At 61.0% G+C, this 26,137-nt stretch carries 32 protein-coding genes; 5 read left to right on the plus strand and 27 right to left on the minus strand.

The window, feature by feature from the left end; all coding sequences use genetic code 11:
• Position 1: 1 nt before the first annotated feature.
• From R2N11_RS16375 to R2N11_RS16410, 8 genes are all read right to left on the minus strand, one after another.
• Positions 2 to 925 carry a hypothetical protein gene (locus R2N11_RS16375; protein WP_012435702.1) on the minus strand — a complete coding sequence of 308 codons (924 nt, stop codon included), beginning with the start codon at positions 923 to 925 and terminating at the stop codon, positions 2 to 4.
• Positions 926 to 1,001: 76 nt separating this feature from the next.
• Positions 1,002 to 2,066: an ATP-binding protein gene (locus tag R2N11_RS16380; protein WP_012435701.1), complete on the minus strand. Its 1,065-nt coding sequence runs from the start codon at positions 2,064 to 2,066 to the stop codon at positions 1,002 to 1,004.
• Between the two features lie 280 nt (positions 2,067 to 2,346).
• Entirely contained in the window at positions 2,347 to 3,885 is a 1,539-nt protein-coding gene (locus R2N11_RS16385) for a hypothetical protein (RefSeq protein WP_012435700.1), read from the minus strand.
• An 85-nt stretch (positions 3,886 to 3,970) separates the two neighbouring features.
• Positions 3,971 to 4,351, minus strand: coding sequence for a hypothetical protein (locus R2N11_RS16390; protein ID WP_012435699.1), 381 nt, complete (start codon positions 4,349 to 4,351; stop codon positions 3,971 to 3,973).
• Between the two features lie 122 nt (positions 4,352 to 4,473).
• Positions 4,474 to 4,983 (minus strand): hypothetical protein, encoded by a 510-nt coding sequence (locus R2N11_RS16395; RefSeq protein WP_012435698.1) that lies wholly within the window; start codon positions 4,981 to 4,983, stop codon positions 4,474 to 4,476.
• Between the two features lie 217 nt (positions 4,984 to 5,200).
• Positions 5,201 to 5,671 carry a hypothetical protein gene (locus R2N11_RS16400; RefSeq protein ID WP_012435696.1) on the minus strand — a complete coding sequence of 157 codons (471 nt, stop codon included), beginning with the start codon at positions 5,669 to 5,671 and terminating at the stop codon, positions 5,201 to 5,203.
• Between the two features lie 12 nt (positions 5,672 to 5,683).
• Complete coding sequence (locus R2N11_RS16405) at positions 5,684 to 6,064, minus strand: hypothetical protein (protein WP_012435695.1); 381 nt, start codon at positions 6,062 to 6,064, stop codon at positions 5,684 to 5,686.
• Positions 6,065 to 6,245: 181 nt separating this feature from the next.
• Positions 6,246 to 6,479, minus strand: a complete 234-nt coding sequence (locus R2N11_RS16410) for a hypothetical protein (RefSeq protein ID WP_012435694.1) — start codon at positions 6,477 to 6,479, stop codon at positions 6,246 to 6,248.
• Between the two features lie 124 nt (positions 6,480 to 6,603).
• Here R2N11_RS16410 and R2N11_RS16415 point away from each other — a divergent pair, with 124 nt between their 5' ends.
• The gene (locus tag R2N11_RS16415; RefSeq protein ID WP_257019857.1) at positions 6,604 to 6,729 is read left to right on the plus strand and encodes a hypothetical protein; all 126 of its coding nucleotides are present in this window, start codon (positions 6,604 to 6,606) and stop codon (positions 6,727 to 6,729) included.
• 67 nt (positions 6,730 to 6,796) lie between these two features.
• On the opposite strand, the gene R2N11_RS16420 is transcribed toward R2N11_RS16415, so the two are convergent.
• From R2N11_RS16420 to R2N11_RS16510, 19 genes are all read right to left on the minus strand, one after another.
• Positions 6,797 to 7,180 (minus strand): glycine zipper 2TM domain-containing protein, encoded by a 384-nt coding sequence (locus tag R2N11_RS16420; RefSeq protein ID WP_012435692.1) that lies wholly within the window; start codon positions 7,178 to 7,180, stop codon positions 6,797 to 6,799.
• Between the two features lie 377 nt (positions 7,181 to 7,557).
• Positions 7,558 to 7,854 carry a hypothetical protein gene (locus R2N11_RS16425; RefSeq protein WP_012435691.1) on the minus strand — a complete coding sequence of 99 codons (297 nt, stop codon included), beginning with the start codon at positions 7,852 to 7,854 and terminating at the stop codon, positions 7,558 to 7,560.
• Positions 7,855 to 7,869: 15 nt separating this feature from the next.
• Entirely contained in the window at positions 7,870 to 8,034 is a 165-nt protein-coding gene (locus tag R2N11_RS16430) for a hypothetical protein (protein WP_012435690.1), read from the minus strand.
• A 252-nt stretch (positions 8,035 to 8,286) separates the two neighbouring features.
• Positions 8,287 to 8,712 carry a hypothetical protein gene (locus tag R2N11_RS16435; protein ID WP_012435688.1) on the minus strand — a complete coding sequence of 142 codons (426 nt, stop codon included), beginning with the start codon at positions 8,710 to 8,712 and terminating at the stop codon, positions 8,287 to 8,289.
• A gap of 319 nt (positions 8,713 to 9,031) precedes the next feature.
• Positions 9,032 to 9,361 (minus strand): hypothetical protein, encoded by a 330-nt coding sequence (locus tag R2N11_RS16440; protein ID WP_021197373.1) that lies wholly within the window; start codon positions 9,359 to 9,361, stop codon positions 9,032 to 9,034.
• A gap of 192 nt (positions 9,362 to 9,553) precedes the next feature.
• Positions 9,554 to 9,829, minus strand: a complete 276-nt coding sequence (locus R2N11_RS16445; protein WP_316681675.1) for a hypothetical protein — start codon at positions 9,827 to 9,829, stop codon at positions 9,554 to 9,556.
• 120 nt (positions 9,830 to 9,949) lie between these two features.
• Entirely contained in the window at positions 9,950 to 12,025 is a 2,076-nt protein-coding gene (locus tag R2N11_RS16450) for an SPFH domain-containing protein (RefSeq protein ID WP_012435685.1), read from the minus strand.
• Between the two features lie 372 nt (positions 12,026 to 12,397).
• On the minus strand, positions 12,398 to 12,928 hold the full coding sequence (locus R2N11_RS16455) for a hypothetical protein (RefSeq protein ID WP_021197371.1): 531 nt from the start codon (positions 12,926 to 12,928) through the stop codon (positions 12,398 to 12,400).
• A 279-nt stretch (positions 12,929 to 13,207) separates the two neighbouring features.
• Complete coding sequence (locus tag R2N11_RS16460) at positions 13,208 to 13,999, minus strand: PRTRC system ThiF family protein (protein WP_029674028.1); 792 nt, start codon at positions 13,997 to 13,999, stop codon at positions 13,208 to 13,210.
• Between the two features lie 5 nt (positions 14,000 to 14,004).
• Positions 14,005 to 14,646: a PRTRC system protein A gene (locus R2N11_RS16465; RefSeq protein WP_012435682.1), complete on the minus strand. Its 642-nt coding sequence runs from the start codon at positions 14,644 to 14,646 to the stop codon at positions 14,005 to 14,007.
• A gap of 1 nt (position 14,647) precedes the next feature.
• On the minus strand, positions 14,648 to 15,370 hold the full coding sequence (locus tag R2N11_RS16470) for a PRTRC system protein B (protein WP_012435681.1): 723 nt from the start codon (positions 15,368 to 15,370) through the stop codon (positions 14,648 to 14,650).
• 8 nt (positions 15,371 to 15,378) lie between these two features.
• Positions 15,379 to 16,392: a PRTRC system protein F gene (locus R2N11_RS16475; RefSeq protein ID WP_225694731.1), complete on the minus strand. Its 1,014-nt coding sequence runs from the start codon at positions 16,390 to 16,392 to the stop codon at positions 15,379 to 15,381.
• An 11-nt stretch (positions 16,393 to 16,403) separates the two neighbouring features.
• On the minus strand, positions 16,404 to 16,622 hold the full coding sequence (locus R2N11_RS16480; protein ID WP_012435679.1) for a hypothetical protein: 219 nt from the start codon (positions 16,620 to 16,622) through the stop codon (positions 16,404 to 16,406).
• Entirely contained in the window at positions 16,615 to 16,833 is a 219-nt protein-coding gene (locus tag R2N11_RS16485; RefSeq protein ID WP_012435678.1) for a PRTRC system protein C, read from the minus strand. The genes R2N11_RS16480 and R2N11_RS16485 overlap by 8 nt, the downstream gene beginning before the upstream one ends.
• A 9-nt stretch (positions 16,834 to 16,842) precedes the next feature.
• A complete protein-coding gene (locus tag R2N11_RS16490; protein WP_012435677.1) occupies positions 16,843 to 17,328 on the minus strand; it encodes a PRTRC system protein E in 486 nt (161 codons plus the stop codon).
• Positions 17,301 to 19,037 carry a PRTRC system ParB family protein gene (locus R2N11_RS16495; RefSeq protein WP_316681676.1) on the minus strand — a complete coding sequence of 579 codons (1,737 nt, stop codon included), beginning with the start codon at positions 19,035 to 19,037 and terminating at the stop codon, positions 17,301 to 17,303. The genes R2N11_RS16490 and R2N11_RS16495 overlap by 28 nt, the downstream gene beginning before the upstream one ends.
• Before the next feature lie 266 nt (positions 19,038 to 19,303).
• Positions 19,304 to 20,236 (minus strand): N-6 DNA methylase, encoded by a 933-nt coding sequence (locus R2N11_RS16500; protein ID WP_012435675.1) that lies wholly within the window; start codon positions 20,234 to 20,236, stop codon positions 19,304 to 19,306.
• Positions 20,233 to 20,607 carry a hypothetical protein gene (locus tag R2N11_RS16505; protein ID WP_012435674.1) on the minus strand — a complete coding sequence of 125 codons (375 nt, stop codon included), beginning with the start codon at positions 20,605 to 20,607 and terminating at the stop codon, positions 20,233 to 20,235. The genes R2N11_RS16500 and R2N11_RS16505 overlap by 4 nt, the downstream gene beginning before the upstream one ends.
• A gap of 351 nt (positions 20,608 to 20,958) precedes the next feature.
• Positions 20,959 to 21,447 (minus strand): hypothetical protein, encoded by a 489-nt coding sequence (locus tag R2N11_RS16510; protein WP_012435671.1) that lies wholly within the window; start codon positions 21,445 to 21,447, stop codon positions 20,959 to 20,961.
• A gap of 172 nt (positions 21,448 to 21,619) precedes the next feature.
• Between R2N11_RS16510 and R2N11_RS16515 the strand changes: the two genes are divergently transcribed.
• Genes R2N11_RS16515 through R2N11_RS16530 form a run of 4 tightly spaced genes read left to right on the plus strand, consistent with a single transcriptional unit; the run spans position 21,620 to position 26,115 of the window.
• Positions 21,620 to 22,054: a hypothetical protein gene (locus R2N11_RS16515; RefSeq protein WP_012435670.1), complete on the plus strand. Its 435-nt coding sequence runs from the start codon at positions 21,620 to 21,622 to the stop codon at positions 22,052 to 22,054.
• Between the two features lies 1 nt (position 22,055).
• Positions 22,056 to 23,516, plus strand: coding sequence for a 3'-5' exonuclease (locus R2N11_RS16520; RefSeq protein ID WP_012435669.1), 1,461 nt, complete (start codon positions 22,056 to 22,058; stop codon positions 23,514 to 23,516).
• A gap of 11 nt (positions 23,517 to 23,527) precedes the next feature.
• Positions 23,528 to 24,748 carry a DUF1173 family protein gene (locus R2N11_RS16525; protein WP_012435668.1) on the plus strand — a complete coding sequence of 407 codons (1,221 nt, stop codon included), beginning with the start codon at positions 23,528 to 23,530 and terminating at the stop codon, positions 24,746 to 24,748.
• A complete protein-coding gene (locus tag R2N11_RS16530; protein ID WP_012755744.1) occupies positions 24,748 to 26,115 on the plus strand; it encodes a hypothetical protein in 1,368 nt (455 codons plus the stop codon). Before R2N11_RS16525 ends, R2N11_RS16530 begins: the two co-directional genes overlap by 1 nt.
• The last annotated feature ends 22 nt before the right edge of the window (positions 26,116 to 26,137 follow it).

Here is a 26,137-nt window from a genome sequence, read left to right on the forward strand (position 1 = left end):
CTCACGAGGCAAGGAGGAAACTGAGCGCAGACGAATCGCCAAGTGCCGGTGCTGCCGGCGTGCTGAGCGCGCCGGTCATGTACACCGCCATCTGCGCCTCGATCTCCATCGCCTTCTCCGCCACCTTCTGGCGAAGATCGGCCGAATCCTTCAATTCGGCGCCCGTGTAGCAAGCCAGGTGATTGCGCGTCTCGTTCAGGATGTCCGTCAATGCCGGATCCTGTGTGAAGTTCAACGTCGGAAGCAGGTCACACAGTTCGCGCACCTTGTCGACAACGCCCAGCCGGACGTTGCGTCCCGCGTACAGACGGTTGGCGAAGTGCTGCACAGCGTCGTAGAGGCGGCCGACGATGTCTTCGTTGGCCGTCTTGACCGCGCTGAACACCCGCTCGTCCATATCCGCCTTGATGCCGTCCAGCACGTTGGCCGGCAAGTTGATGCCGAACTGGCTTGCGTCCGGAAACGGCAAGGGAGACAGGCGTATACCGAACTTGGTCGACAGCGCTTCGAGGGTCGGGTAGTCCGCCTCGGTATAGAGCCCGTTGAGAGCACCCTTGGCCTGCTCCTTCAACGCTGGGTATTCGGCGAGAAAGGCTGACGTGGCTTCACGGAACTCGTCTTGAAACTCGCGCAGCCGGTCAGCGACCTTTAGGTAAACAGCCGTGGGCAGCAAACGCACGCCAAGCTGGTCGTATTCGAGGGTGTGCGCATTGAAGAAGGCACGTGCTTGCGTGGCGATGCTGCACACGCTCTTGTAAGAAATGGCATCGTCGGTCAGGAGCTTCTTGTTGAAGCGCCCGATGTCTTTGGTGGCGTGGTTCTTTTCCACCTCTTCCGTGGCGCGGGTATCGAAGCGACGTGCGCGCCAAACGGAGATGCCAAGGGATGCGAGCATGACACGCTCGTGAACGTTGAGGATGTTCATGGAAATAGCCTCTTGAAATGAAAAGCGGCGAGCCAAAGCTCGCCGCATGGGATGTACTGCTTGAAAGGGAACCGGTTTACCGGCCGTCCATCGCGGCACCGATCCAGCCGGATTGCGCTGCAATGAAAGCCGGCACGGAAACGATAGACTCGTCACGGCGGATCGCGTCGCTGATCATCATCGTTGCGCAGTCACCGTCACCGCCCGCTTGCATGCGGTCGGCGTAGACGAGGACGCGATCGATGTTCGCGACCGTGGTTTGACTCGCAACTGCCGTCGCAATCCCGATGCGCGCCGAGGGCTCCTCCGGGATGGAGGCAGTGTCCGGCGCAAACAGAACGCTTGCCACAGAGGGGAGACTGCGAAAGGTCTCGCGAAACGCCTGGAACTCGGTCGCGGCACCAGCGCCGACAGCACCGGTGAACACGATTGCTTCCAAGCCAGCTGGCACCACGGGCATCTGCTTCCCAACCGCGCCCCAGCCTCGCGGCGACGGCAGGTTCTCGATATCACGCGTGCGCTCCTTCGCCACCAGCAGATCCGGCTTGAAGCGCAGGAACGCGATCAGTTCAGCGGGAAGCTGCGACTTCACAGCCCATGCCGCCCAGGCATCAACGTTTGGCACAAGCTCGACGATGGTCGCAAACCGCGACTTCACCGGATCGAGAATGCCAGACACGCCGGCGTTGTCGGTCCGGCGATTCGTCGCCGCCAAGAACGTCACATGCTCGGGAAGCTTGTGCTCGCCGATGCGGCGCGCGAGCAGCAGTTGCATCTTGGCGGCTTGAACCGCCTGAGACGCTTGACCGAGGTCGTCGAAGAACCAGACCAACGGCTCTTTCGCGTGTAACACCCTCTCCAGATCCCCGAACGGCAGGAACCTGGCGGATTGGCCATCCGCGCCGGGGAACGGCAGGCCCTTGGAGTCTGTCGGGTCCTCGACCACCGGATGCGAGATCAGCAGGTCGTAGCCGGCGCGCTCTGCAGCCGCGGCTGCGATGTCGGATTTCCCGACACCTGGCGCGCCAGTCACGAGCACGGGCAGGTGTGCCGGAATGTAGGCAGCCAACAGGGTCTCCAGTTGCGACGGGGAAACCTGATTGGTGAGGGGCGTAACTTGATCGGTAAGGGTATTGTCCATGGGGTATCACTTGACGAAAACCCACGGAATCCACGCCCACAGGGAGTAGACCCCTGTGGGATGGTTGAAGAAACGGCCGATGCTGCCGGCGTTGGATCGATGCGTCGGAGACGCGAGGAAAAACAGTGTTTGGGTTGGCTCAGGCCAGTCCGAACAGCGCTTTTCAGCAAGGAGAGGTTAGCAGGTTGCGCGGCGCGGCGCCACACGCGCAAGGGGGTAGAAACGGCCGCCCTGCCCCCGTGATGGAGGGGCAGGGACTGGCGCGTGAAAGAGATTGGCGTCAGGCGTACGCCGGCACACGCTCTGCCGGTGTACTCAAGCAAGCGCGTGCATAGTCCAGGGTGCCGTCCTTCACCTTCAGTGGCCTGCCCAGGTCGCGCTTCGGATCGACGAAGAGGTAGCTGACAGCATTGCCGCGCCGCGAAGGAACAATCTGCGAGAAGCCTTCCGCGATGCACAGGTCGACGTACTGCTTGCCGGTCATGACCTGCCCACCGCCGACGGAATAGCGTACCGACTCAGCAGTCTTCTTTGCCTGCTCCATGGCCTCAATGCGGCGCTTCTCCGCCTTGGCCTCGGCCGCATGCTGCTCCCACACGTCCTGCTCCTGCTGGGCGAACCCGCACATGCTGAAGATGGCGCGCCGGCGCGCTGCTCCCGTTACCGTCAGCAGGTTGACCCCGATGACTTCACGAATGGCGCGCTTGCTCGATTTGTTGTTGGGCTGGTCCAGAATCTCGAGCAGCCCAGCGACATTACGCTCCAACAACAGCGAGGCAATCATGTTGCCGTAGTGGTAGTTTCTGCAATTGCGTTGGCGCTCGGCCATCATCATCTGCAGCTCGAAACGGCGCTTCGAAAGGTTACCGTCCTCCCGCTCCTGCCGAAGCCGCGCCACCGTCTTCTCATACACGCTCTCGTTGACGCACTCCGTCACGCGCTTGGCCAACGGCGAAAGCGGCTCTGCGTCAGGCCCCTCTGCGAGCTGAAGTGTCGGCGCCGTGAGTGGGCCGAGGATCTTCGCGTCGTAGAACGCGTCGTCGATGTCGATATAGGAGCTACCGACCGGCAAGGCCCGAACGATGGCGAGCAGCTTCGACACGTTTTGCTCGGTCATCGCCATCTTCTCGCGTCTGAGCACATCACACAGGTCCCGCAGCGTCTCCGCCGGCAGCGCGCCGCGTAGCACTGGGAACTCAATGAGAGCGTTCAGCCATTCCAAGCCGTGAGGGATCGCCGTGCTCGTGTGACGGTAGAAGTTGAGGATGCAATCCTTGACGCGCTCGCCACGTTGTAGCGCGTAGGCGACGTGCCATTCATGCCCCTTGCACGCCCCTCCGCCCGGATAGGCGTGTGGCCCGCCTGTTCCGAAGCCAAACCGGCGAAGTAGCTCGTCCGTGATGAAGCGCTGCGGACTCTCGACTTGGAACTCCGAGAAAAGCGAGCCCTCCTTCAGGCGTTCAGGATCGATCAGGTATTCGCTCTCGTAGGCCAGCGCGCTTGCGGCAAGGACAGCTTCCCAGGATTCAAAGCTGACCTCGTAGGGCCGCAGCAGCTTGCCGTCCGGTTTCAGGATGATCCGCTCGACTTCGGTGATCACGTGCAAGAGGATCTCGTGCACCGTGCCGTCGGGACGCAGCCCGATTCGGCCGCGTGGCAGACCAACGACGGGGATTGGACCATTTTCGACGGTATGTACAGTGAACGAGTCCGCGGTGAATTTGCGCGGAATCGATTTGTCGGCGTTCAGGAGGGCCAAGACGCCGGCCATCGTTGTGCGGGTCTCGGTCTTCGTATGGTTGATGGTGATGATGTACATGAACGTTGCTCCAATAAGGACTGGGGCAACGCGCCCCACCGGGGCGATTGCCCCTGGTGGGATGGAAGGAATTGAAGGCCGCGCGTCAGTGCGACTTGCGGCGCCTCTTTGTCGCGGCAGCAGCGTCGACACGCATCGCGACGACTTGGCCGATCAGTTGCTCGTCGGCAATGCGCCAGATGGGGAACGTCGCATAGCCGCTGCGAATGACGCGCCCGGTATCAGCAAACGCGCCCGTGTGCAGCAGTGCTTGGCACATATCCTGCGGCACCAGCCCCGAAGAAAATGCAAACTCGTCGTCTGCGAGCGGAGCGTGCCGGATGTTGGTGGACAACGAGGCATAGCGCAGACCGTCGTCCGCCGCGTGCAGATGAACTGCGACGTGCATATCCGTGTAGAGCTGCACGGCGATCGTCACGCCCGCTGGGAATGATGCCAAGCCGGCACCGACGACTTGATGGCCCATGGAGAACTCCTTGTTGTACGCGGAGTGCCCCATCGGGGACGCACCCCGCGTGGGTTGTTGGATGAAATGGTGATGCGGCGGCGTCAATGACTGACGACCATCCTGCGACTTGAGGTGGAGATTTAATCGTCAGCCTGGTGCCAATTGCTCTCGCGCTCCTTTGCGACTGCAACAGCCTCTTCAAGCGTCGGCACGGCTTCACCGTAATGCACGTCGCAATCTCCGCCTTGGTACGAGACTTCCAGCCCCGGGAGGTAGCCTGCTGGCGACTGCGCAACGCTCGCGCGTGTTTCGCGCAGACCGTCAAAGTCCATTCGCCACCTGCCAAACCAAACGGTCGGTGGGTGACGCTCGGCGTATTCGTCATCTTCCTTTCCCTGCCGGCGGCCATCGCGAAAGTGCATCTCAAGCGAGCCGCCATCGGCTACAAAGACCGGAATGCGGTCGCTATCGATGGCCTGCATTCCTGCAAGTTCTGCCGCCCATTCGGCACGCTCCTGCAGCTCCCGGCTGCCGATCGGGTCAACCGACGACAAGACGCGCGAGAGCGACATGAGAACGCTTGCCCCGAGGGGGTCAAGCTTACAGTTGTATGCCAACGCCTGGCATTCGGGTGAACGGATTGAAATCATGGTTGAGCCTCCTTAAGAGGGCTTTTGCCGCTTCGGCCAAAGCCGAAACGGCAAAAAAAACGCACCCACGAATGGGTGCGTCATTTGGTGTGGCTGGCTGGGCCAGCGTCGAGCAATCGCTAGTCGTTGTTGAGCTGACGACCACGTCGGTCGGCCCACAGCAGATATGCCGCGATCAATGTCGTGACGACAGCGGCGAACATTCCGAGCGTCATGGTCAGTCTCCTTTGGACAAAACAGCGCCTACTACAAATAGTACAACAGTGACGGCGATCAACGTAGCGACATCGGACACGGCACCCAGCGTCCAAGCGCGACTGCCACTGAAATAGCTGGCAGCACCGATCAGCGCCGCGGCCGACAGCGTATGAGCGAAACGACCGTACTGCTGGCGCTGATCGCGCGTTGGCGCGAGAAGTGCGCTTCGCACCACGCTCCACAACGACTTGCGCGCCCGGCCCTTGCGGTTCAAGCGAAACGTCGCCGCTTCGACGTGCACGAGCGGCATTTCGTAGCCATCCTCGGCAGCAACGAGGACGTACGCCTCGCCTGCGGCCTTGGCCGACTCGATCTGCTGCACCAACCGGTTGGGCAACACGACAACATCGGTGTCAGCCTGGATGGCTGCCCTTCCAGATGTCTCGTCCCCGCTGGTCGAGCGCAGAATGACCTTGATGAGTTTGGACATGGCGGCCTCGCTTTAGCCACGGCGGCCGGCAACGAATCGCAGGTTGGCCAGAAGCTGGCTGTAACCTTCCGGCGATGCCAGCGACTCCAGGCAGACGGCGTTGTTGCGGCCGCCGCCAAGATCGTGACGGCCGGCGCAGGTGCGATAGCGGACCAACACCTTCGGGTCCGCCGGCGCGTGCGAGATTTCGAAGTACAGCGCGTCGGTGTGCAGCGCGAAGACGTCGACCAGGCGGCGACGCTGGCGACGCGTGCGGATCGAATATTCCCGTTGACGCAGCGCCAGGTCATTGGCGACGCGACGCAGAACGCGTGAAGCATCACGTTGCAGGATTGCGCCGGCGGCCGTGTTCGACGGGCAGCGGCTTCGGGTAAAGGATTGAGGAATCTTCATCGTTGGTGTCCTATGAAAGAGTGCGGTACACCAACCCCAGCGGGACGGTGTCCCGCGATGGGTATGGTCTGGGCATGCCAGACAAAGCTCGATGCGTCGGTGACGCGATCAAAAGCGCTTGCCCAACTGTTGGCAGTTGGGCAAGCCCTCTCGGGCTTGCTATGGGATGGAGCGCCGCGGACTAGCGCTGGAGCTGCGGCAGCGGAACACGCGCGGTGACGCGCAACAGCCCCTTGCGTTCGGGCAGAGGTTTCTCCGGGTGTGCGTCATCGAAGAACACCACCACTCGGTGATCCTGATCGACATACCCGAAGCGAAAGCCCGGGACGCAGCTGGAACCCGAGAGAGCGTCGCTCGCCTCGCCGGGATTTGGGTACTTCGAGGAAGTGCAGCGGATGAGATTTTGTTCGCTCATGATGGGTCGGCTAGACGGGCAGTACTGCCGCCTCGCGTTGCAAGAATTGTTGGCCCGCCTCCCGGATCAACTCCGTCGTGATGCCCTGCATGTAGCTGGGAATCAGGAACGGAACGATCGAGGGATGCGAACTGAATTCGAAGAAGAAGACGGTGGAACAGCGGCCACGCGTCAGGTGGCTGAAGACTTCCAGCGTCCGGTGATCCCGACGATAGACAGCCAGATCGTCTGTGGTTGGGGTGGCCATTGAGTGGAGGGGGAGCAGCGTTGGCAGCGCCAACAGGGCGGTGACCGCCTTGCGGCGGCCACCAAGAGGATCAGCGGGTCAGGCGAAAGCCCGCCGCGCTGGAGATCATGTACAGACGCTCCCGAGCCACAAACTGCTGCGTGGCATCCTGGGTAACGACCAACGTTCGCCCAGCATCCGTGCGAACGATGACTTCTACGCCCGGGCGCTTGTTCAGCACCTGGGAGACTTGCTGCGTGATCACACCGCCCACGGCGCCGGAGACTGCGCCGGCGACATAGCGGCCATTGCCGTTACCGATGGAACGGCCACCGAGGAATGCGCTGATGCCTGCCCCGATGAGACCGGGCATGCCGCTTGATGCGGACATGTAGCCATCGTCACCAGTGATCGTGACATTGCGAACGCGAACAACAGTGACCTGCTCGGCATCACCGCGGCGCATGACTTCCATGCCGCGGTAGACGTCGGGCGAGCTCTATTGAAGAGCGCATCCAGATGCTAGAACGCAGAAGGCGACGAGAGCAGCGGAGAAAAAGGACTTGAACATGATGGGCCTCGAAAAAAACGGGCCCATCACACCTACGGGCGTGAGGGCCCGTAAGGGGGGGAGAAGAGATACCAGCCAAAGACTGGTGTGAATCGATGCGCCTAAGACGCGGAAAGCAAGGGCATCGTAGCAGCTTGCTTTGGCGCCGGAAAGGGGCCGTCGACACGCATTTTGAAAAACTCGCAGCATCCCCGAAAAGGCACCGGCCGGCTACCCCCTTTCGGGTCCGACTGTTGCCTTCACAGCGGCAACGATCAGATCAGGCGTCCGAGGCTTTCCCTCTATCGCTCTTGATTCGGGTCCTGTCGAAGCCCTTTCAACGGCTCCATGCCGAAGGCATGGAGAAGCGATCCGTCCACGGCCAAAGCGAGTGGAGTGAGTCCGTACAGCACTGCGACACACGCGATGGCTGCGCACGCGGTCTCGACGTACCTGCCATCATCCAGCAGCGGCAGGATGGTCCGCATCCCGATAATCGCGAAGCCACCAGCCCCGCATATCGCGGCGCCGAGTGCGATCAGCTTGCAGAACAAGCGCACGAACCACTCGCCGAGCTGCATTTCAACGTGCTCACGCATTATCCGTTCTTCCGATCAACCTTCCGCCTTACCGTCTGCCACCATCCAGGCCATGGCAACCAGCAAAGCGATCAGCGTTGAAACCCACCAGTACGAACTAAACGAATAGCGATCAACCTGCATCCACAAAAGACTACCAACCGCATCAACTAACCCCGGCAGCGCATATTTTGCATTCATCGTCGTTGTCCTATTTCGTCAGCCCGCGCGGTGCCGGCGTCTTTCCTTCGCACTTATCACTGGTCCTGTAGGCCGCCACCTTGCGAATGTGCTTGCTCCCGCTGGGGCGATGCCCGGTCTGGTGAGGCAACGGCTCTGTCGGGAAAGGAAGCACTTCGCGGCAATGCTTGCAGCTATAGCCGTTGCCGTGTTCACACAGCGGCGAGAGTGGTTCGTCCCAGTGTGGCGGCCGGCGACTCGGCATGTTTCTTTCTACCGCCCAATGAGAAGGTCACGCAGATGCTGTTCCTGCTCTTGCCGGTCGAGCACGGACTGCGGAAAGTTCTCTTTCAGCCCCAGCCAGATCCGGCCAAGGTCGTCTGCGTAGGAATGGAGTCCTTCGGAACGAACCTGTTCAATGAACATCATCAGGTCCATCATCGACTTTCCAACCTTGGGGCCCTGCGCGACCAGCACCTTGCCTGCCTTCATCGCCTGCACCGCAGACGCCCAGTCCGCACACCCTGCCCGGCGCGCAAATGCATCGCACGGATGCACGATCTTGGCGCCTGGCCCGAACATCGCTTCAACCAAGTCGGTCGGCTTCGACAAATCCACTTTGAACGGTGCTGCGACAGGCTGGCTGGCCAGGTGCCCCAGCAGGTGCTGCGGATCGGTACTGTTGTTCGCAATTGACATGGTCTGTTTCCTTCTACCGGCGCAGCCGGCGTTTTTCCTATCCCGGTATGACGAACGATGCGACTGCCGCCGCAATGCACAGGGCGATCACGCCCAATGAAACCGATCGATTGAATGGTGCAATCACCCCCAGGCTGAAAGCCGACATGAAGAGCACTCCGATGAGTGCCAATCCGATTTGGCCAAGTAGTGTTGTTGGCATAGCCTGCGCCCTTGTTTTATTCACCCTTTCCTTCTACCTGCGTAGCCGACGCGCGAAGCGCACACACGCCGAAAGAAGTTCCTAGCCGGTCTACGTAGTCGCAAACTGTTGGCAGTGTTAGTTTGATTCGCCTTTCACAAGGCGCAGAAGGCGCGCTCGCTCGGTTTCGCGCGGCCCAATAGCAGCGGGCACGCCATATCCAACCGGCGCGGCCTTGGCCCACATGCCCATCAGCCGCTCCCGATCAGCGAGCATGATCGCCCCACGCTCTTTCACCGCATCACGAACGGCTGCGCGGTACACGGGTGAGCCCGCCGTATAGCCGTCCGCCAGGATGCGGTACGTCACGGCATCAACTTCGCGGCGTTGCTCTGCGGGATTCGAGATGACGCCAAATAGCACCAGCACCGCATTCAGTGCGATCGCCACGGCGGCGCATTGCACCATGAGGGCGAGAATCCGCCACCTGAGTGGCTTTTTGGGCTTGGGTTCGGGGTTCATTGTGTGCACCAGACATTCCGAATGGTCGTTCGTACGCTCTCACAACGCAGACGCGCGACTTCGCACGGCAAAGGCCGTGGGCGCACTGGTGGCACGCCCACGACCTCAACTCGACACGGCGCCGCCATCACCGGGAGCTTAAGCACGGCGAGGCTCATCTGCTCGCTTGCGAGGACCGCGCCAGACCTGGAAGACACCCACCGCCCCCAAGCCTGTGGCCACGACAAGAGCCGCAAACATCGACCGCTGCAGCACGCGAATGGTGCTCTCGGCACCGGCGATCGCTCGATAGACCTCCTCCGCGATCGGGCCCGGCGTGCTGGCAAGCAGCGTATTGAAGGGCACCAGCTCCAGTTCGTGCGTGGCCGAAACCAGTTGATCCGCCAACACGAGCGCAACGCTTGGAGCTGACATCAGGGCCGTCAGTAACAGTCGGCCCAATCCCCGCTTCGCGCGCTGACGCAGAAAAGGCGCCCCGGCACCACGCCAATGCTCCGTCCCGATGTTATGTCTCCCCGCGTTCATCGCGCTGGCTTAGGGGGCCGGGAGGGCTTCGGGCTTGACCGCTGACTCGCCATTCAAGGGCAGACCACTTCCCTTGTGCATGCCATCGCGAATCAGATTGGCCAGCAGCACTTCCACGAGAGTACCGCCACCACTACCGCTGCCGCCGGTTGCAACGACATCCGGCACCAGCTTCATCCCGGAGCCGGCAAGCGCCTCCGCGACCTGGACGACGGCGTAGTTGCCGCTCTCCATCGAGTCGATCTTCTGCTTGATGACGCTGGCCTCCGCGGTACCGATGGCCTCGACCTTCGCGGCCTCCGCTTCACCCACCAGCCTGACCACCTTGGCGTCCGCTTCCGCGTTGATCGTCTTAGCTTGCGCTTCACCCTCGGCCTGCTTCACCGCCGCCCGAGCGTTGAACTCCGAGATGGACACCTGACGCTCTGCGTCGACCACCTTCGCCTGGGTATTGGCCAGGGCCGTCGCTTGCTCCAGCTCCTGACGGACGGCTTGGGCTTGCTTCTGGGTTTCGAACGTGACTCTCTCCTGCTCGGCCTGCTTCCGGTCGGTCAGGGTCTGCATCAGCTGCTCGGGTGGCACGATGTCGCCGATCAGCGTGTCAACCGCGCCGACGTTGTACTCAGCCAGCGCGTCACCGATGGCCTTTCGGGCGTCGTCCTGACGCTTCGACCGCTCACGCAGGAAGTCGATGATGTCGGAGGCCTGGGCGCTGTTACGGAAGTAGTTGCCAATGGTCGGTTCAAGGACCTGCGTCACCAGCGCGGACATATCACCGAATCGGGCAATGACCTTCGGAGCATCGTTGCGCGGAATGTGGATGATCTGGCTGACATCGAGGTTGAACTTGAAGCCATCTGCCGAGCGTACCGTGATGGTCGACAGATTGGCGTCGAGCTTGTGGGCCTCCGATTTCCCTGCCGCCCAGTTCAGCACGACGTTTGCGGTCGGCACATTGCGGATCTTGTGGGTGTAGGGATTGATCGGATACTTGCCCGGATCGAGCGGCTCGGCCCATACTCCCTTCTCACCACGCGAGACGAGGTTGGCATGCTTGAAGGAATCGCCGGAAACGTCCCGTCCCTCGTTGCCGACATAGGCGATCACCACGCCGACGTGGGCAATCGGTACCTCGGTCATATCGACGACGTCAACGGTGGCGAAGCGCGGGTTGATGAAGTAGCGGCCGGCGAGGAGCACCTGTTCCTGCAAACCCTTGCAGCCCCCGTTCTGGATGAACGCCTGCGGATTCTGGAACATGTTGTGGTCAGGCACTTCCGGGCCAGCGATTTCGCCCCGCCCCAAGGGCTTGCCTTCGCGCGTAGTCACGATGCCGACTTTGTTGTCGGGAATGTCCACCACTTCGGCCACATTGACATCGAAGAGTACCGGGTTGATGCGATAGGAACCCGGGGCGATGATGCCACTCTGCGGCCCACGCTCACCACCGTTTTCCAGGAACGAAGCGCCATCCTGGTAGGAGTCACACACTACCTGCTTGGCGATTACGCGGCCCGCCGGCAACGGTGAGCCGTCACGGGCTTCCACGACGCCGATCTGGCTGGGCGGGATCGTGATGGTATCCGCGAGCGTGACCTTGAACAGCAGGGGATTGACCCGATACGTGCCCGGCGGAATTACATCGATCTGCGGGCCACGTTGGCCATCTCCCTCGAGGAACTGCCGCGCGTCCTGAAACATGTCGCAGTTGATGCGTTTCGCAAGAATGCGGCCGCTCGGCAGAGGATGGCCGTCACAGGCTTCGACGACCCCAACCTTCCCCACCGGGATCGTCACGAACTTCTTCAGCTCAACTGCGTACTGCCACGGCCAGAGCGCCCAATGGAGGCCCGGGGCGAGCGTGTCCGCCTGGTAACCAGCTTCGCCGGTCAGCGCCAAGATGCGCCCGTCGGGGAGACTGCGGTTTGAGCCGAAGAGAACGAATTTCTTCGTCACGACGCCAATGCTGTCATCGGGGACGATGATGACGCCAAACAGCCAGAGCACTTGGCGGTAGGCTGCTGCGATACTGATCACTGCGATTGCACCCACAATCTGCCAAATATGACCGAGGAGGTAATCCATAGAGAAATCCAGGTTCTTGTGTGTTCTGCACTGCCAGGAACATGTTCCTGGTCAGGAGTTGCAAACCCTTTGGGGGCAACGGCGTTGTGCGCGCAAACCTTGGCACCGCCGCAACACGATTATGTCTGTCGCGCAGAACAGAATGATCGACAAGAGCCCTGTTTTTTCTGCCGCCTTTCTTCGGATTCAATGGCTGGCATCGGGTATGGGCTTGGCCGGCCCACTATCCGAACACTGGCACTGCGAGCACTTCACCGAGGACGCGTCCGGCAGTAGCTGCTCCCCCCAGGCGGCAGGAAGAAGCTCGGTGCGTTCTCGCTCTTCGCCTCTTCGATCATCTCGCGTCCCCGCTTGCTCAAGATTTCGAACGTGTCAGGAGTAGCGCCCGAGACTGTCATCTGTCGAGATAGCCAGCGCTTCGAGCCCCATGGCAGCTGCAGCAGCATCCGAGGCTCTCTGATCCGGAGCGTCATCGCCCCAGTTCCCGGACGTCCCAGCGCCCGAGAATTGTCCATGTGAATCAGTCGGCATGCCATGATGATACGAGTTGAGCGCACTGAGTAGCAGCGTTCTCAGGCTGGTCGGAACATCTGTCGCCATGTACAGCCAGAGATCAAAATCATCGCTGTCGCTGGACAGCTTGTCGCTTCCGACGAACTGCTGTCTGGAAGGCATTGAACTGGTCTGCTGACGACGAGAATTCAATGCTGTCCTCTCGCGAGCAACATCGGCAATCTTCCTGATCTGTGCCTCTGCCTGGGCGGGCAACGGCACCTTCTTGGCTTTCACCTGCCCAAGCAGGGCGAGCAGATCCGCGCTCTGCTCGGCGGAAGCCGTGGACTGGGCAATGTGCGCATCCAGCTCCGCGTTGGTGCGCTCTATCTCGGCGTCAATGCGAGGCAACCCATGCCCGCACCGGGAATGAGTTCCCGGTGGGATGAAAGCCAAGATGCCCCGAAGAACGTGGCAAGGCCTGTTGGTAGCACCGTGTGGCGCGGAATCGATGCGCGAGAAGCGCGAGATAAGAAGGCAGGATATTCGATGCAAAGGAACACGCACCAGAGGCACGTTCTGCGCACTCCTAGGCAACCTCGCGCAGCGGCTGCAGCACAACATCCCGGTCGACTCTCAATGCCGCTCAGAAAGAAAAAAGGCCATCCTTCGGAGGATGGCCATGTTCAATCAAGCAGCAATTCGCGGCGGCTTCTGCGCCTTGCGCATACTCGGCACGTACCCGAATCGCGCCCATGCCTCCGGGTCTACCGGGAGCGGACTCGTGCGCCCCGCTTCGAGATTTACAAACACACCGCTGTACTGCAGCGTCCCGGTGCGGAACAATGTCCAAAGCAAATTGAAGGCTTGCACTGCAATCGCCTGGTTGATGACCAGCGACTGCTTGCGCAGCGCATCCTCCATCGAACAAGACGGCGCCGTGTCCTTTGCATCGCGCTTCGGATCAATCAGCTCAGGAAACAGGTCGCCGACGTGAGGTAGGCGATGTTCAGCCCGGCCGCGAACTTGGCCAAGGATGACTTGACCACGATCGGTCTCATTGCCGCAATCGAGATAGTAGCCGCCCGTGCCGCGTTGCATGGCCTTGAGGATGGCCTTTCGCGCCGCCCTCGTATCCACACATCCAACGACCAAATCACAGCAGAACCGATCATTGGCATTGATACGCTGCACTTCCGCCTGCCAGTTGGTGCCCATGAGCACATTCAACCGATTGACCAGAAGAGCAGCCTTGTGCCGACCGACATCCGCTGGATAGAAGCCCTGGCGGCCGACGTTGCTCTCACTGACCGTGTCATCGTCATAGACGACACAGTCGATACCACCGGGATGGCCAAGTTCGAGCATGGCGTGATGGAGCCGCGCCAGACTTGGGATAACCGCACTCCCCGTTCCGCCGGCGCCTACTACAGCAATGCGCCATGCCCGCTCTGTCATCGCGCGAGGGATGCTATGCGTCATTTTGGTCACACAACCTCCCGAATGCCGAACTTCTGCCTCCAGGCGGCCGGTATGTCGTGGACACGTTCGAAGATGCCCTTGACGCACAACCTTAACGCCATGGACGGGCGAATGCTTGCGCAGTTGCCCAGCACGAACGCAAATTTCACGTCGTGCCTGTCGTCCTGATTGTCGGTTCCCGAGAAGAAGGCTTCAAACGTGCCATGGGAATGGCAGTCCATGACCAAGTGCTCGTTTTCCTGCAGCACCGGCCGGTCGTAACGCAGATGTCCGGAGCCGTGATCCAAGATTGCGACAGGGACGAGCCGGAACTCGCACGAGACGCCATTCCAGACGATCCAAGCACCGGTTTCGTTCGGCATCGACGCACGCGCCATCTCGCCAAACTGGCCAACCAGTTCAGCTGGAAGTTGACCGCATGGCAACTCGGTCTCCTCATTGACAGTCCCGTAGGGGACGGCAGTTTCGACTTCGTAGCTTGCGATCTTGCGAACTACCCGCAGCCACGGGCGAACCACTTCGAGGAACACGCCGTTGGTTCCCACCAGCAGGCGTTCACCACTACCAGACAATGGTGTCAGGCTACCGAATTTCGGCACCATGATCGTCGGGAAAGACGCTTGCAGCGTCATGTCCATCGGATGCATTTCAACCTCCAACTTTGCCGGCGATGAGATCACCGAGCGATTTCTTCAACGGAATGAGCACTTCCTTCGGGTACTCGGCAAAGTTGCCATCGAGCATCTCCTTCCAGAAGGCGTACACACCTCTTTCGAACTTGACGCGTTGGGCGCCGCGGTTTGGATGCGTGAAGGCCGACGAGAAGAAGGCTTCTTCCCAACCGGCAATCGAAGCGACATCGATCTGCTTCGGAACCTGCGCAGAGCCGATGCAAATCCTTCCCACGTCCCACGTATTGAAGTACGGCGGCTCGTGCAGCATGGATTCCGGCGTCGGCCTGACGTCCTCCATCAAGGCAAACACGCTGAACCCGTCATTGGCCGCCTGGAACACCAAGCCCGGGTGCGGCACTACCGCACTGCGCGTACCCAATTCTTTGCATTGAAAGAACACCCGGCGAATCGCCGGCGGGCACCACCACGTTACGGCGCGCGTGCTCACGGACAGTACGTTCGGCGTCAGGAACTCGCCCTTCGGCAACGCTGACAAAGCAACCTGGGTCACAGCGTGAATGAGTGCTCGCCGATTGAGCGGAACACCCGGGCCGATTGCAGGCTTTCGAGTCCCCGCCTCGTGAGTGATGCGGTGTGCCGTCGAGTATGTGAACTGCCCCTCGGCCGGCCCATACAGCAAAATGGCCCCTTGCAGGGCCACGTCATGAGACCGACTGGCGGTCAAGATCTTGGCCATGGGGCCTCCTATCGTGAAATGATGGTCAGTAATTGGTCGAGAGCCTTTACGATCTCGAACATGCGCGACAGGTCCTCATACTGCTTGGGCACCTGTTGCGGGTCGCTCGCCAGCGGAATCAGCACCTGGTACATCGTCGCCTCTCCGCTATTGCTAATGCATTCGAAATGGTCATCCAGCAGTTCGCCGATCCACTCTTCGGAAAACACCGCAATGGAAGCGGCCGAATATGCAGGTTCGGCCCATTGCGAATGTTCGAAGAGCTTCGAGCCCTTGGCGCGCTGCAGTGCATCTTCCAGCTGCAGCATCGCGCGGCATACCCGCTGAATCCAGCGACTTGACGAACGCGCCAGCTCCAGCACCTCCGACCTCTTGAGAACGGACCGCCGAGGGCCTTTCCGGCCCTTGCGCTTGCCGCGCTCGGGGAACATTTCTTCCGGCGCCAGGACCGGACGAACATTGGAAGGCAGGTAGCGCTCGATGTCCTCACTGTCAGCCCCAAGGCGATCAGCAAGACTCTCCCTCGCGTTCTCGTCGGACACACCCTCATCCCAATCCCACCACCACCTGGCGAACATCTCCAGGAAGTAACTCGGTGTGCGCAAGAAGAGCGAGTTGCAGGACGCTTCGTTGATCAGCGCCATCACAGAGCACAAGAGCCCGGGGTGGGCGCGCTGCAGTGGGTGCATCCGTGCGCCAATCTCGAAGATCTGCTCATGAGGCAACTCGATCGCCAAGTACAACGGCGCCGAGAGGTCCGTCTCCCATCCAAACTGATCGACCTGATCGCGTGCTGCCGCCTGGTCGAGCAAAGCGAACCCAAACAGAAGCCGCTTGCACGTCGGTGTGCGTCGCCGCAGCCACGCGAACATCGCCTCTGCGAACATGTCACCAGCATTGCCGCTGGAGCGAGCGTCGCGCGGCGAGAGCGGACCAGCCTCGAAATGCGCCCGTATCAGACCGGTAAGGTCTCCCTCGTCGGTATGCCGAAGGCGTGCAATCGCTGGAACGCATTGTGAAATGGCCGGGAGTGTTAGAAAACCATCGGCAGCTCTATGTCCGGCAGGGGAATCGAATCGACATGCCGCCCCGCCGGTGAGGCTTTCACTGAAGCCTGATAAACCTTGGCAAGAATCGAACAACACGATTCCACCTCCTCATCATGTAGAAAAACCGCCCTATCGGGCGGTTTCTCAGTTCCATTGATGCTGACCGGATCGGCCAACGCATTCATCAGATCGCGCTTACGCATGGTTGCCCTTTGCGCCCGCGGCACGCACGAACTTGTACACAGCGTTTTCCCCCTTGTACTCCGGACCCTCCACGGCTGCCGTGGTGAGTTCGGGATACTGGGCGGTGTACATGTCGCGCACTTGGTCCGGAGTGAACTGCGTTCCCGGATCGGCAAGCGTCATGCCGTTGTAGGAAAACTCGCGCTTGACCGTGTTGATGGTGATAGCCATGGCTTCTCCTTAACCGAGCAGATCAGCGAGGGAGGTGCCAGACGATTTTTTGTCGCCTTGCGCATCTTTAGCTGACGAACTCGTGCTACCGGACGTCGTTTCAGTGACCTCAACATCGACCACACCATCGTCATCGTCGTCGTCCATGCCTTTCGACTTGGGCGCCGGCAACTTCGGATTGGCGCGATTGGATGTCGCGAGGGCCTTGGTCGCCTTGTTCGACTGAGCAGCGGTAGCCGCTTGAATCACCGCCTTCGTGGACTCGACCTGTTCGGCGAGACCCTGGCGGGCCTGCGTCACACCACCGATCGCATTGGCAAACTCAGCATCCAACTCCGCCGGCGTGGCCGTCAGAGCAATCGGCGCAACCAGGGCTGCGTCGTCCGGCTTGCTGACGGTCGGCGCGACGACCACGGTCATCTCGTCACCCTGCATTGAAAGGGTGATAACAACCTTGTCGCTCGCCTTCACGAGCGGCACCAGTTCTTGAAACATAGGGATTTCCTTGAAAATGAATGGGATGGGGAAGCGAGGCGTGGTCGGAACTTCAAGACCTTGGGCACCTTGCCCGTGTAGTCAAACCCGTCTACCTTGAGGAGGGCCTCAATGACTTCGAGCTTCGATTGGTTGAACAGCTTGGAAAAGCGATCGCCGAGCGCGTTGCGCATGCCCAGCTCGTCGGCGAGAGCCTTCAACTCCGATTTGGTCAGGAGTTCCAGAAAATCCTTGGATTTCTGAAGGTTCCAGTGCTTGGTCAGGTCGAGCGCGTGGTACTTGCAGAGCGACGTCAAGACAGGCACATCGATTCCTTCGATCGCGGCAAGCGCGAGCGAGATCGTCAGATTGAGCCGCTTGTCAGTAGCCAGGCCGGCCACAGAGATAAGGTTCTTCGAGAGATCGGTGGGAGAGCTGGTCTCGTCCGCGATCCGTTCAAAGAGCGTCCCCATCTTGTCGCTGGTGATGGTGCGTGCATGACCGGACAGCGAAAGTGCGAGGAGATAGTGGTTGGCCGTTGCTTCGTTGGCCGCCACCTCCCGGCGTAGCGCCTTGCGCCACACCCCTTGTCGGTAGGTCTTCACCTTGTCCGACTCGGCAATCGACGTGGCCGCGTGTTCGGCCTTTCCGCCCTTGTCCGCGCCCTCCTTGGCCGGCGCGGCTTTGGGGCCCTTAACAGTAGACGGCGCTTCAGCGCGCTCGGCCTTGATCCTCGCTGCAACCTTCTTGGCATTGCAGGACGGATCAAAACACTGACCACGGAAGACCTTGCCCAGGCTGTCCGGCAGACCACTCACCGCGGCGCCGAAATTCTGGCAGCCGTGACATGCTTTCGCCTGTTCGGCACCGACTCCCGTCGGTCCCTCCACCTGCAATTGCACGCGCGTGTGGTTGTCGCCAGCGCGGACGATACGGATAACCGGGTATTCGTCCTTCAGGCCGTACGAGATACCTTCCAGCTGCGTCTCGGTCTTGCCCTTGTAGCAGGTCGGGTTGGTACAGCTACCGGAGGAAATCGCCTCGGAAAACATCACCGACTGCAATTCCGAGTTGTGCGCGCATGTCGCACACTCGCTCTTGTCGAAGATCGCGTCCTTCAGGTTGCAGGCAGCTTGTTCGATGGCCTTCTTGAGGTCCGCCACCGTCTTTTTCTCTTGCAGAATGATCGGCAAGAACAGGTCCTGCTTTTCCTTCGTCAGGGTCGCAAGCAGCTCGGCATGCCCAAGCTGGATGGAACGCGTGTTCAGCGCGTCCAGCACCGCAGGACTGCAGTTCATTAGCGCCAGCCGGCGGTCGAGGGTCGATCGCGGCCAGCCGAGTTGGCGGGCAGCTTCATCGCGGTCACCTTTCAGGTCCCCAACGATGTCCGCGGCCGCAACGGCTTCTTCAGACGGCGCCATGTCGGCGCGCTGAACGTTCTCGATGAGCGCCAGCCGGCGCGCTTCCCCTTCCGTCATCTCACGGATGACAACGGGCATGTCGTAATCGTCACCGCAGGCAGCTTTCGCCCCACGGTACCGGCGCTCGCCAGCGACCAGTTCGTAGGTGCCGTCCTCAAGAGGGCGCACCAGTACAGGTTGAATTACGCCATCCTCACGGATGGACTCCGTGATCTCCGCCATTTTCGCGGGATCGAAGTACTTCCGGGGGTTCTTGCCCGGCCGGATTTGGCCGAGTTTGACGGTGACGCTCTGTTGGTTTTCTTGCATTTGTGGGTTCTCCAGGGATGGAAAAGGGGAACCCGTTGCCGCACCGGGAACAGGTTCCCGATGGGATGGAAAATGAAAGCGAGGGCCACCGAACCGCTGGCCCTCGGACAACCGCGAGACGCTGCGCGTCCTGCGATCAGGAGATCGATGCGTCAAAGACGCGGAGTGAGCTTTGAGAATACCGGAAACACGTCTGCGGTGCCAGACAGCGGATCCCCCTCCGCAGATGGGGACCCGCTCTTGCGCGAGGCCGGCCAGTGGCCAACCTAGAACAACGACAATTGCTCACGTTGCCGGGCAATTTCAGCGTGCTGTTGCGGCACCGCTTCAATGATGGCCGGCGCTTGCGGCGGTTCAATCGCCTCCAGAATCGACAGGACCGTACCCATTTCTGCGGGCACGAAATTGCGTTCGGAATCAACGGGCGGGGAGGTTTCCTGGCTACGCTCACGCGCAGCCAGTTTCCGGTTCCACCCGCCAAGCACGTGCGCTGGTGTGTACCAAACCTCGCGCTCCTCAAGCATCAATGAGTTGCCAAGGATGACAACCGCAGGGATATGGAGCAAGGCCAGCTGCACATACGTCATGTGTACGCACCGTGGATCGATATCGATGCACGTTGCATGCATGGCCGTCTGGTAGTTGTGGCCCGCCTGATGCATAGCCTCCGCCATTGCGATCACCATGCCACCAGCGCCGCAGGTTGGCTCCATCACGGTGATGAAGCCATGTTCCGCGACGTCCGGATCATGGTCATTGACCTGCATCGCAGCCATCATGCTGGATACCGAATAGGGCGTGAAAAACTGCCCCGCCCTATCGTTGCCCAGCTCAAGCAGCATGTAGGTGTGACCAAGCACATCGCCAAAGCCACCGGCGACTCTGACCGGCGCCGGCGACCCGGGAAGGACATCAGTCATCCGGCGCTCGTAAGTGAGCACGAGGTGGCCAAGCATCTTCGGGAACTGGTCCACTTCTTCTTTGGTGTACTTCTTGACGATCTCCATGTACCGAGCCTCTCGGCCGTCTCGCTGAGCGAGATCGACCGCATTGCTGAGGCTCAGTGCGGACATCTCAACGAAGTCGGAGAACACATCGCTTGCGCGGTGACGGTACCCGAAGGCCTTGATCAAATCGACCAAGGCCTTTTGGTGTTCGTCGGCGGTCTCCAGGTGCCGGCGTTGTGCTGCCCTGCTCATTGCAGAGCCCCAACTCGCACATTGAAGCGCTGGTTCAGCGATGCGCAAAAGGCATCCATGTCGGGGACCGCGCCAATAGCCAGAGCGGCTTTGATGTCGGCTTCAGCGACCCGGAGTTCCGATTCCACATCGATAGTCGATGCCACACTAGTCGAAGCATTGCTGCGCACAGTCTCCACAACAGCACGTGCAATTCGCACACAGAACAGCTCGAACTCGTGTGTTACCTCAGCTTCTTTCCTGATCCGCGTTGCACGCAACGATGGATCGAGGATTGGCAAGGCCTCCTGTTCGAAACGAGCCACCACCAGGTAGCTTTCGAAGGCTTTGAGCTGTGCTTCTTTGAAACGCTGAATAACGGCGTTGAACATGGAACGTCTCCAGAAAATGGACGAGAGACGTCCCTGCTGGGACGGCTCCCAGCGGGGAAGAAGATGGAACGACCTGACCGACCAGCGCTAACGAATCGGCGTGCGTAGGCACACCGCGACGTAGCGAAGTTCGCTCAGGTGTTCAAGGGAAAGACCGGCCGCAGAATGCGAACGATAGGCCGACACGTGCAGTGTCGGAGATGAAACCGGACCCTACAGCTGTGGGGGAAACAAGATGTAGGCCGCCCAGATGGCGGTCAAAATCGATGCGTCGTAGACGCGGCAAACCGTTTCAGAATATCGCAGTTGCTCTGCATTTTCCAGCAGCTGCGCGCACGCGCGCCCAGCCCGCTACCACCTTCCTGGCATCGGCCGCGTCATTGCAGCGCTCCGCAAGCGATTGACGACGGCCCAGCGATAGTGGTCCTTCTCCTCTGGTTCTTGCATCCCTGAGAAGTCTGGCATCAACCCCGCCAGCAGGCCCGGTGCGTCCTCACGAAGCACGCCGTCAGCGATGAGCTTGTTGCGTAGTAGCTTGGAGACGCTCCAGCCAATCTCCTTGAACGCCACATAGTCCCAACGAGCTGGAATGAGGTCCTCGCTGAACCACGCTTCGCCGCCGTGCCCAACAACCCCCACCACAGTGTGGTGTATGCCTTGCGAATCCGAATGCACGCGCGCCTCGAACCGCAGCACATGCGGCTCCGGGAACCAGAAGACGCGATCCAGCATGCGCGCGAAGGCCTGCGCCTCAATGCTGGCCAGTGCCTGGTCTTCAGCCTCCCCAAACTGGGAGCAGGGTTCGGCCTTTGGGCGGCCGCCTATTTCAACTTCTCGCATGTCGTGTGCTGTGGTGTGGGAATGCGGCGAAAGCCCACGCGAATATCGAGCTTTTGCTTGATTCGATCGTCGTTGCCCGCCCCAAAATCGTACCGGCCAGTTCGCTCAACCGGCGCCATTGACTTCGCAGCCATGCCGGTAACTTGGAACCATATCCCGATGGTTTTCCGACATGCGCTTCACACGTTATCTCCGTTACTACCCGATCGATTTTACCTCGCGCCGCGAGGCCGCTTTCGCTCGCAAGCAGGCCCGCGAGCGTGCGCGCTATCCCCTGTTTCCCGAGCACATAGCCGAGTCACAACGCACCGTCGCTGACGAAATCGCCCTGCGCCAGCGTCGTTCCGACAGTCTGGAGCTGCGTATGCGCGCGCTCCAGGCCAAACACTGGCGCAAAGGTCGCAGCATGTACTTCGCCCAACCGGCGGCCGTTCGTGCCCACATCCAGGAAGCGTGGCGAGCATGGCGTGGCCCCACCACTCCCAACAACTTCATCTATGTAGTTGAGCAGCAAACCGGCGAGGGCGAGCGCCGCCGTGCGGCGATCCGGGAGAGGGATGCGGCGTTTCGCGCGTCTCTCGTTGACACACAACTGACCCTCGCCTGACATGCAGCCTACCGAAGAGCAAACCGCTGTCGTTGATGCGTCCTTGGATGGCGAACCGTTGAAGGTTGACGCTCGTGCGGGCGCCGGCAAGACCTCCACCCTAGGCCTCGTCTCGACCGCCAAAGGGCGGGCTCGTGGTGTCTATTTGGCCTTCAATCGCCTCATTGCGGAGGAGGCCAAGCGCAAGTTCCCTTTGTCCGTGCGGTGCGGAACGGTCAACTCCCAGGCATACAGATCCGTATCGGCCGACATCACCCGGAAGCTCCGTAATCCGTTGGAGCCCAACTACCTCCTCGCAGAGCGATTCGGCCTACAGCCTATCAAGGTCCCGACAACGATCGGGAAGAACCTTGAACTGACCTCCGCCAAGCTTGGCCGGATGGTGCGAGACGGCTTGGCCAGGTTCTGTGGCTCTGCCAAGCCGACGCCGCTCGATTGGCACATCCCGGTCGATCCGCTGATCACCGAGCAAGCGGCTGAAGCGCTACGCCATGCGCTGCTGCCTTCGGTCGTCAAGCTCTGGGAGGAATCACAAAACCCCCAATCCCCGGGCGCTATCTCCCACGACGTGTACGTCAAGCTGTGGCAGTTGAGCCGGCCGACCATCCCTGCCGACTACATCCTATTCGATGAGTCGCAAGACGCAAACGGCCTGATGCTTTCGGTGCTTCGACGCCAATCGGCCCAGGTGATCTATGTCGGCGACCCGTACCAACAGATCTACGAGTGGCGCGGTGCCGTCAACGCGATGGACCACATCAAGGCGCAGAAGCGTGCGCTGACGCTGTCCTTCCGCTTTGGCGAGCCGATCGCTGCGCTGGCGACCCGCATCCTGCGCACGATGGACGAGGAAGTGCCCGTCAGGGGCCAGGCCAGCATTGCATCGCGTATCCACAAGGACATCTCGCCGAGCGAGCTGAAGGTCAACGCCGTGCTTTGCCGCAAGAATGCAACGGTGCTGTCCTATGTCGCCGATGGTCTCCAACGCGGCGAAAAGGTCGCGATCCGCGCCAATATCCGCGACATCATGGCCTTCCTGGACGGCGCCGAACGGCTGATGTGCGGCCAGCGGACCGACTATCCGACCGCGCTATCCCTGTTCGCCAACTGGTCGGAGGTGCAGGACTACGCCGACTCGTTTGCCGGGCGAGACCTGAAGCCGTTCGTCAAGCTGATCGACGATGAAGGCATCCCCTACGTCCGCCAGCTGCTTAGCACTGTCAGCCCAGAGTCCGAAGCCGATTACGTGGTCTCGACCATCCATCAGGTCAAGGGCCTTGAGTACGACTCGGTCCGCATTGCCGGCGACTTCAGGTTCAAGACGGACGACGACGGCAAGTACACGATGGACACGGAAGAGAAGCGCCTCCTCTATGTCGCACTCACGCGCGCCAAGCGCAACCTGGACATCACTGCCATCCAAGTTGACATGCACAGAATGTTCCGGGATGCCGGGGTGTAAAGGGGCACACCATGATCAAGATCCGGATCGGCCCGTCCGACTTCGACCTTGCTGAGGTGCTGGAGAACCCGGGCCGCTACACAACCCAGCTCGAGCGCGCCAAGCGAATTCAAGGGTTCGCCGAGTGCGGCTGCACAGAGCATGCCCCTCGGCCGAAGCTCGTCATCCGGCGCCTCCGGTCGGCGTTCATCCTGGCGCGCTGGCCAGATGCCAACTACAAGCATCGTCAGGGGTGCCCGTTTCAGGAACGCAAAGGCCACGCCACGGCGACGGCAAGAACCAAGGGCCCATTCCAAACCCGGAACGGCAAGCACCTCATTCAGCTTGATCTGTCCTTGGAGGTTACACAGCCCGGCACCGGCCAGCCTGGCCCGCGATCACCCCAGGCCTCCAGTGCGCCGCGAGCGCATCGCCGATCGGCACCTCTCCTCGCATTTCTCGAATACGCCTGGGAGGCGGCTGGATTGCACGCGTGGGCCGATCAGGGATACCGCGGTTGGAATGCATGCTGGTCCATGCTCAGTGCCGAGTTCGCCGACGCGAAAATCAACGGCCGCCCGGCAGCCGATGTGCTGCACATCATGCGCAGGTGGGACCCGGAACATAAGGCCGAGATCCTTGCCGAGTTCGATGCATTCGTCGCGCGGCTGACCACTGCTGGCACCACGACGCACCGGGGGCTGATCATCGGCGAGGTCGGCGAGTTCAAACCGAGCGCTCACGGCGGCATGCTGGTGCTGCGCCAAAGCCACCAGCGGTATTTCATGTCCAATGCGCTGTTTCAGAAGGTCTCACGCTCCTACGCGACTGCGCTGGCCGGTCTCGGCCGCAAGGATTTGCGGAGCGTGGCGGTCCTGGCCGTCGAGAAGACCGCCAATGGCTACTTGCACGTCGCCGACATGGCAGCCATGTTGACCAACTCGTCCTTCCTGCCATGCGACTCGTCGCACGAGGCAGTCATGGCCGACCACCTGATTCGCCTGCAGCGCAGGTTCGAGAAGCCACTGCGCCATGTGGGCGCCGCCGCAGTCCACCCGGACTTCGAGTTAAAGGATGTCGACCAGCGCACCGTTATCGAAGTGCTCGGCATGACCGGCAACCGCGAGTACGACCGGCGGATGCAGGAAAAGCGCGAGTACTACGCGACCAACGGTATCCGGTTGGTCGAATGGAACCCGAACAAACACCCCGTAGCGGACACCCGCCTCCCGCCGACACATCGAGACCGGTGATGAAGACTCCACTGAACCGCTCTGCCGATGGCGCACGCATGCAACCAGGCGCCCCGCTCAGCTCACTCAAGTCGCCGGCGATGACCGGTAACATCGTCAACAAGGAACCCCCCATGCAAGACACGCAATGCTTGGCAATTCGTGATTGGCTGTTTGACCAGCATGACAGGGTGACCGGCACCGCACGCCTGTTCCGTTACGTGGCCGTTGTTCCGAACGACAGCGATGTCAAAAGCGCGACGGTCCACTATGCATTGGCGCGCCCGGTTCCGATTACCGGCACGTTCGCTGCCGAGCCCGACGACATCGTGCGCGAGCTGCTGGCCCAATCGCCTTTCCGGTCCGCCGAATTGCACCTTGCAGAGCACGACGTGCTCAAGGACAGCTGGCCGGTCAAGTGGGGCCTGACTGCCAAGGACAGCCTCTCGAACTGGCCGGTGCTGGTGCTGAGCGAGCGGGACGACAAGAGCGTGTACGGGGTCGTCATGCGCTCGCCCAACCTCGAAAGCAATGCTCTTCGTTTTGCGTCGCTCTATTGCGACCCGGAAGAGGTAGGGCTGATCCTGGATCTCTTGATGCTCATGCAGCCCGACGATGCGTTCCTGGGCTGGTTCAAGGAGTCAGAGATTGCGGCAAGCGACCTCGAACAGGCGCTCGCGGCCACTCCGCAAACGGATGCAGGCCAAAAATTCGTTTTGCTGTATCGCACGGACGAATGGCTGTCCGGCATCTGGAATGCAGATCGGCCCATCGTCGAGCGCATCAACCTGACGAGCCTGGCTGATTTCCACGGCATTCCGGTCTCACTGGCCAAGAAGCGCCGGCGCGCTGACCTCGAGCAGGCCTGCGACAACCAGACGGTCACGGGTGACTATGACGCACTGGTGAAGGCACTCACAGCCGCCGGCGGCGAGATGCCCAGTCGTGGCAGCGACTACGAGGCTGACCCGGCCGTGCGCGTTCTATGCGATTGGTGGAACGGCGCGGCACCCGACGGCATGCGCCACGCCGGCGCGCTTCGCATCTACGTCTGGTCCGACGAGCGGCGCGTTTTCCTCCCAGGCGATCCCGAGGAGCCGGGCCTGCCGGCCGATGTGCTGGCGACTCAACCCACCTATGCACTGTTTCAGGAGCCCGGCAAACCCACCGTGGCAGTCGTCTTTTTGCGTGGGCGCGAGCACAACGTGGCGCTGCCCAACGGGTCGACCCAGATCCAGTTTGCCAACGGCAATCCCTGCTACGTAATTGCGCTTCCGATATCCGTGGCCAATGAGGCCTTCTACTCGGCTCAGGGGTTGCGCGCGGTGCGCCGCTTCATGGTGACACGCGTGCCAGCGCTGGCCGCCGGCGACCTGCAGGTGGCCTGAACGACTGACTCCCGGGCGTACA

This window comes from Ralstonia flaminis (genome assembly GCF_958415495.1).
In the GTDB taxonomy this organism is placed as follows: Bacteria; Pseudomonadota; Gammaproteobacteria; order Burkholderiales; family Burkholderiaceae; genus Ralstonia; species Ralstonia flaminis.

Bases quoted from the DNA above. Each gene is read 5' to 3' on its own strand.
- R2N11_RS16375 (WP_012435702.1), bottom strand. From the start codon at position 925: ATGAACATCCTCAACGTTCACGAGCGTGTCATGCTCGCATCCCTTGGC.
- R2N11_RS16380 (WP_012435701.1), bottom strand. From the start codon at position 2,066: ATGGACAATACCCTTACCGATCAAGTTACGCCCCTCACCAATCAGGTT.
- R2N11_RS16385 (WP_012435700.1), bottom strand. From the start codon at position 3,885: ATGTACATCATCACCATCAACCATACGAAGACCGAGACCCGCACAACG.
- R2N11_RS16390 (WP_012435699.1), bottom strand. From the start codon at position 4,351: ATGGGCCATCAAGTCGTCGGTGCCGGCTTGGCATCATTCCCAGCGGGC.
- R2N11_RS16395 (WP_012435698.1), bottom strand. From the start codon at position 4,983: ATGATTTCAATCCGTTCACCCGAATGCCAGGCGTTGGCATACAACTGT.
- R2N11_RS16400 (WP_012435696.1), bottom strand. From the start codon at position 5,671: ATGTCCAAACTCATCAAGGTCATTCTGCGCTCGACCAGCGGGGACGAG.
- R2N11_RS16405 (WP_012435695.1), bottom strand. From the start codon at position 6,064: ATGAAGATTCCTCAATCCTTTACCCGAAGCCGCTGCCCGTCGAACACG.
- R2N11_RS16410 (WP_012435694.1), bottom strand. From the start codon at position 6,479: ATGAGCGAACAAAATCTCATCCGCTGCACTTCCTCGAAGTACCCAAAT.
- R2N11_RS16415 (WP_257019857.1), top strand. From the start codon at position 6,604: ATGCGAACTGAATTCGAAGAAGAAGACGGTGGAACAGCGGCCACGCGT.
- R2N11_RS16420 (WP_012435692.1), bottom strand. From the start codon at position 7,180: ATGGAAGTCATGCGCCGCGGTGATGCCGAGCAGGTCACTGTTGTTCGC.
- R2N11_RS16425 (WP_012435691.1), bottom strand. From the start codon at position 7,854: ATGCGTGAGCACGTTGAAATGCAGCTCGGCGAGTGGTTCGTGCGCTTG.
- R2N11_RS16430 (WP_012435690.1), bottom strand. From the start codon at position 8,034: ATGAATGCAAAATATGCGCTGCCGGGGTTAGTTGATGCGGTTGGTAGT.
- R2N11_RS16435 (WP_012435688.1), bottom strand. From the start codon at position 8,712: ATGTCAATTGCGAACAACAGTACCGATCCGCAGCACCTGCTGGGGCAC.
- R2N11_RS16440 (WP_021197373.1), bottom strand. From the start codon at position 9,361: ATGGTGCAATGCGCCGCCGTGGCGATCGCACTGAATGCGGTGCTGGTG.
- R2N11_RS16445 (WP_316681675.1), bottom strand. From the start codon at position 9,829: ATGTCAGCTCCAAGCGTTGCGCTCGTGTTGGCGGATCAACTGGTTTCG.
- R2N11_RS16450 (WP_012435685.1), bottom strand. From the start codon at position 12,025: ATGGATTACCTCCTCGGTCATATTTGGCAGATTGTGGGTGCAATCGCA.
- R2N11_RS16460 (WP_029674028.1), bottom strand. From the start codon at position 13,999: ATGACGCATAGCATCCCTCGCGCGATGACAGAGCGGGCATGGCGCATT.
- R2N11_RS16465 (WP_012435682.1), bottom strand. From the start codon at position 14,646: ATGCATCCGATGGACATGACGCTGCAAGCGTCTTTCCCGACGATCATG.
- R2N11_RS16470 (WP_012435681.1), bottom strand. From the start codon at position 15,370: ATGGCCAAGATCTTGACCGCCAGTCGGTCTCATGACGTGGCCCTGCAA.
- R2N11_RS16480 (WP_012435679.1), bottom strand. From the start codon at position 16,622: ATGCGTAAGCGCGATCTGATGAATGCGTTGGCCGATCCGGTCAGCATC.
- R2N11_RS16485 (WP_012435678.1), bottom strand. From the start codon at position 16,833: ATGGCTATCACCATCAACACGGTCAAGCGCGAGTTTTCCTACAACGGC.
- R2N11_RS16490 (WP_012435677.1), bottom strand. From the start codon at position 17,328: ATGTTTCAAGAACTGGTGCCGCTCGTGAAGGCGAGCGACAAGGTTGTT.
- R2N11_RS16495 (WP_316681676.1), bottom strand. From the start codon at position 19,037: ATGCAAGAAAACCAACAGAGCGTCACCGTCAAACTCGGCCAAATCCGG.
- R2N11_RS16500 (WP_012435675.1), bottom strand. From the start codon at position 20,236: ATGAGCAGGGCAGCACAACGCCGGCACCTGGAGACCGCCGACGAACAC.
- R2N11_RS16505 (WP_012435674.1), bottom strand. From the start codon at position 20,607: ATGTTCAACGCCGTTATTCAGCGTTTCAAAGAAGCACAGCTCAAAGCC.
- R2N11_RS16510 (WP_012435671.1), bottom strand. From the start codon at position 21,447: ATGCGAGAAGTTGAAATAGGCGGCCGCCCAAAGGCCGAACCCTGCTCC.
- R2N11_RS16515 (WP_012435670.1), top strand. From the start codon at position 21,620: ATGCGCTTCACACGTTATCTCCGTTACTACCCGATCGATTTTACCTCG.
- R2N11_RS16520 (WP_012435669.1), top strand. From the start codon at position 22,056: ATGCAGCCTACCGAAGAGCAAACCGCTGTCGTTGATGCGTCCTTGGAT.
- R2N11_RS16525 (WP_012435668.1), top strand. From the start codon at position 23,528: ATGATCAAGATCCGGATCGGCCCGTCCGACTTCGACCTTGCTGAGGTG.
- R2N11_RS16530 (WP_012755744.1), top strand. From the start codon at position 24,748: ATGAAGACTCCACTGAACCGCTCTGCCGATGGCGCACGCATGCAACCA.